Origin of the sequence: Archangium sp., from assembly GCF_036389735.1 — a bacterium.
Classification (GTDB): Bacteria; Myxococcota; Myxococcia; order Myxococcales; family Myxococcaceae; genus Archangium.
This window is the reverse complement of sequence record NZ_DASVWK010001061.1, coordinates 1-3,950: the sequence shown is the minus strand read 5'-3', so window position 1 is coordinate 3,950 and position 3,950 is coordinate 1. Positions and strand designations below refer to the sequence as shown.

The following is a 3,950-nucleotide window of genomic DNA, read 5'->3' as shown; positions in this document are numbered from 1 at the left end:
TCGCGGCGGTTGGGGGTGATGGCACCGTCAACGAGGTCATCAATGGCTTCTTCCGCGACGGCAAGGCGCTCAACCCGAACGCGGCCCTGGGGCTGATTCCCCGCGGCACCGGCGGCGACTTCCGGCGCGCCTTCGACTGGGACCTGGAGCTGGAGTCCGCCCTGGAGCGGCTGCGCAGCGACAAGACCGAGCCCTTCGACGTGGGGCTCGCCGAGTTCGTCAACCACCAGGGACAGAAGGAGTCGCGCTACTTCGCCAACATCGCCTCCTTCGGCGTGAGCGCGGCGGTGGCCCACGAGGTGAACACGGGCAGCAAGGCGCTCGGCGGCAACTTGAGCTTCCTGTGGGGCACGGTGAAGACCCTGGCCCGCTACAAGGACCTCGGGGTGCGCCTGCGCGTGGACGGCGGCGCGCCCGAGGAAATGGGCATCACCGTCGTCGCCGCGTCCAATGGACGCTACTTCGGCAGTGGCATGTGCGTGGCCCCGAAGGCCGTCACCCACGATGGGCTCTTCGACCTGACGCTCTGGCACGACTACGGCCTGTCCGACTTCATCATCAAGTCCAAGGGCGTCTACAACGGCGACCACATCACCTGGAAGAAGACGCGCTACCTCCAGTGCCGCACCCTGGAGGCCGAGAGCGACCAGGAGGTGCTCCTGGAGATGGATGGCGAGGTGCCCGGCAAGCTGCCGTGCCGCATCTCCATCCTGCCCGGCGCCATCCGCCTCAAGGTGTAGCGCGACGCCTCACGCTGACCGCGGTGAACTCGCGCCGGGCTCGGCCGCCCGGCGACCGGGCCTCTTTTTTTCCGCGACTCGACCTTGGAAGTTCTGCCGTTCCAGCTTACTCTAGAAATAGAGTACGCCGGAGCGCGCCATGTCGGAGCGAGACCCTTCCCAGCTCGATCTCTTCACCGGGGCACCCAGTCCCACGCCGCCTCGTGGGCGTCGTCGGGGCCAGGAGGAGCCCGTGGGCCCCGCCGAGCAGCCCGAGGAGGTGAGGGCGCTCGGGGAGCAGCTCTCCCCCGGCCTGTTCCTGGGCACCTCCTCCTGGACATTCCCGGGCTGGAAGGGGCTGGTCTACGACCGTGAGGCCACCCCCGCGCGCCTCTCCCGCGAGGGCCTCGCCGCGTACGCCCGCCACCCCGTGCTGCGCACCGTGGGCGTGGACCGGACCTTCTACGCCCCCGTTTCCGCCTCCACCTTCGCCGAGTACGCCGCCCAGGTGCCCGAGGGCTTCCGTTTCCTCGTGAAGGCCCACGAGGCCTGCACCCTCTCGCGCTGGCCCCTGCACCAGCGCTATGGCGACCTGCGAGGTCAGTTCAACGACCGCTTCCTGGATGCCGCCTACGCGAGCGATCTGGTGGTGGCCCCCTTCGTCGAGGGGCTCGGGGAGAAGGCCGGGCCGCTCGTCTTCCAGTTGCCTCCGCAGGATCCGCGCGACCTGGGCGGGGTGGGGCCCTTCGTGGAGCGGCTGCATGCCTTCCTCGCCGCGCTCCCGCGTGGCCCCCTGTATGCCGTCGAGGTGCGCAACGAGGCCCTGCTGACGGAGGCCCTGGCCCAGGCGCTCACGGACGTCGGCGCCTGCCCGGTGCTCGCGGTGTGGAAGGACATGCCTCCCGTGGAGCTCCAGGCCGTGCGGACGCGGGCCCTCCAGGCCCCGGCCCTGGTGGTGCGTTGGATGCTGCCGCCGAACCTCGACTACGAGGAGGCCCGCAAGCGCTACTTCCCCTTCGACCGGCTGGTGGACGAGGACGTGCGCACCCGCGAGGCCATCGCTCGCGCCTCCGCCGCCGTCCTGCATGCTGGCCGGCCCGTTTTCGTCACGCTCAACAACAAGGCCGAGGGCAGCGCACCGCTTTCCGCCGTCCTTCTGGCGCGCAGCGTCATGTCGCGCACAAGAAACACGCCAGGTGTGAACTCTTGATCGATAGTGCTGTGGGCGTAGGGTGTGGGATACTGTGGGATCACAACCGGCGGGCTTGAGCACGCGGCTTGCTAGGAAGGGCTGTCATGAGATCGGTCCTTGTTGCAGCGCTCGTGGTCCGCATGTCAGCGGCCGGAGGCGCGGGCGTCGGTGCCGAGGGAGCGGAGCAACGCCAGGAAGCGGGAAACTCCTGGGAAGACGTGCGTAAACATTTCTCCGCCCTGCGAAACGAGCTTTCCACCTTGGAGAGCCAATTTCAGGAAGCCCGGGAAAAGCACCGCCTCGACGCCGAGCGTCAACAGCAACAGTTGGAGAACCAACGTCGTGGTCAGCCCTGAGAAGGGTTCGGATCCGGACGACGCTGAGTTCGACCCCGAGGCACCGGTGGAGCTTCCCCTGGACGGGAATCTCGACCTGCATCTCTTCCACCCACGAGACGTGAAGGACGTGGTGACCGAGTACCTCTGGGCCTGTCGTCAGGAGGGGGTGCTCGAGGTTCGCATCATCCACGGCAAGGGCACGGGGGCGTTGAGGCGCACCGTGCAGTCGCTGCTGCCGAAGTTGCCCGAGGTGGAGTCGTTCCGCTCCGCCTCCGAGGCCGATGGCGGGTGGGGCGCCACCTGGGTCCGGTTGAAGCCCCTGGGGCCTGGGGATCAGTGACCGCCCAGGCGAAGGTCGCTCAGCTTGTTTTCGCACATCCCCACGTGGGTCGTGCGCTCCATGTGGACCGTGAGCGGCTCCACCTTGAAGGTGGCCGGGCTGTCACAGTTCGTCCCCACGTAGCCCAGGCGTCCCTCCAACTCGAGTGTCACGTCGATGCCGTGGGTGTACGTCCCGGGCTCCGGTTCCTGCTGGTCGGCGAAGGGAACGTCGCGCGTGCGCTGGAACGTGACGGTCCCCTGGTACTCCTCCGGTCTCGAGACGTTGACGAAGAGATCGATGGGCCCGCCCCTGGTCACCGGGTAGGTGCCGTCGGCGAGCGTGCTCGGAATCTCGAGCTTCACCGACAAGCGCGTTCCGTCCTGCTGTTGCGGCAGGTCGAACGTCAGCAGGGCGTACACCGGGGAGCCCGCTGGCGAGTACGTGATGTACTCGTATTGGGTGTTCTGGTTGACCAGTTGGAGCGAACGCTGCCCCTGCGTGGCACAGGTGACCAGGGCGCGCCCGGTGCCCCGCACCAGCGTTGGCGGAGAGAACTCCGGGGAATTGGAGTTCTCACACGGGAAGGGTCCACACGCCGGGAGGGCGGAGGCCGCCACGAGCAGCATCAGGGGTTTCATCCAGCTCATGCGTCCCGATGCTATCAAACCGCTGTCCAGGCTCAGAGCGTGGGCTGGCCGAGCACCGTGCCGCACGAGGCGCTGGAGCCGCAGGTCGTGCCCGTGTTGAGGTACCAGGCCGACTTGCGCGTGCCGTACTGGCGGTTGTCGATGTGTACATGCGGGGTGGTGGCGCTGCCGGTCCCCCCCACCTTGCCCAACAGGCAGCGGTCACACGTCTTGGTGGTGGAGTTGGCGTCGGTGTTGGCGTGGAGGATGCGGAAGTCCCAGCCGTTGGCACCCGTCACGACGAAGTAGTTGCCCGCCCCTCCATTGCAGTCACTGCCGCTGCACGTGTTCGCGCAACCGCCGTAGAGCTTGTAGGTGTAGACCCCGACGAGCGGGGCATAGAGCGGATCTCCACACGCCACGCCGCCGACGTCGAGCGCGGTGTGGCTGCTCCCCGTGCACGAGTAGTACGTCGTCGAGATCACCTTCGCCGCGCTGTTGCAGATGGGTCCCATCGCGGTGACCGCGGAAGCAGCACTGGAGCCGAACACCGCGAGCACCATGGCGGCATGGAGCATCTTCCTCACGTTCATGATTCCTCCCAGGTCGAGCGCTACATCTTGCGCTCCCAGAACAAAGAGGAAAACGGAAAAATCAGGAGAAGATGGGCCCCGATTGTCGGGGACGAGGGGCGGAACCCAAGTGGGCTCGATACCCCTCACCCTGTCCCTCTCTTAGTGGGAGAAAAAACGG

General features: G+C 67.2%; 6 protein-coding genes. 4 read left to right on the top strand and 2 right to left on the bottom strand.

Annotated features, from left to right (window positions below; all coding sequences use genetic code 11):
• The 4 genes from VF794_RS38010 to VF794_RS37995 form a co-directional block, all read left to right on the top strand.
• Positions 1–740 (top strand): diacylglycerol/lipid kinase family protein (locus VF794_RS38010; protein WP_331118306.1); only part of this gene is annotated, 740 nt, incomplete at its 5' end.
• 139 nt (positions 741–879) lie between these two features.
• Positions 880–1,929, top strand: a complete 1,050-nt coding sequence (locus VF794_RS38005; RefSeq protein WP_331118304.1) for a DUF72 domain-containing protein — start codon at positions 880–882, stop codon at positions 1,927–1,929.
• 86 nt (positions 1,930–2,015) lie between these two features.
• Positions 2,016–2,267 carry a hypothetical protein gene (locus tag VF794_RS38000; protein ID WP_331118303.1) on the top strand — a complete coding sequence of 84 codons (252 nt, stop codon included), beginning with the start codon at positions 2,016–2,018 and terminating at the stop codon, positions 2,265–2,267.
• Positions 2,254–2,589: a Smr/MutS family protein gene (locus VF794_RS37995; protein WP_331118301.1), complete on the top strand. Its 336-nt coding sequence runs from the start codon at positions 2,254–2,256 to the stop codon at positions 2,587–2,589. The genes VF794_RS38000 and VF794_RS37995 overlap by 14 nt, the downstream gene beginning before the upstream one ends.
• Here the strand turns inward: VF794_RS37995 and VF794_RS37990 are convergent.
• Positions 2,583–3,218 carry a hypothetical protein gene (locus VF794_RS37990; RefSeq protein WP_331118299.1) on the bottom strand — a complete coding sequence of 212 codons (636 nt, stop codon included), beginning with the start codon at positions 3,216–3,218 and terminating at the stop codon, positions 2,583–2,585. The genes VF794_RS37995 and VF794_RS37990 overlap by 7 nt on opposite strands.
• 32 nt (positions 3,219–3,250) lie before the next feature.
• Complete coding sequence (locus VF794_RS37985) at positions 3,251–3,790, bottom strand: peptidase M23 (protein WP_331118297.1); 540 nt, start codon at positions 3,788–3,790, stop codon at positions 3,251–3,253.
• Positions 3,791–3,950 lie beyond the last annotated feature (160 nt).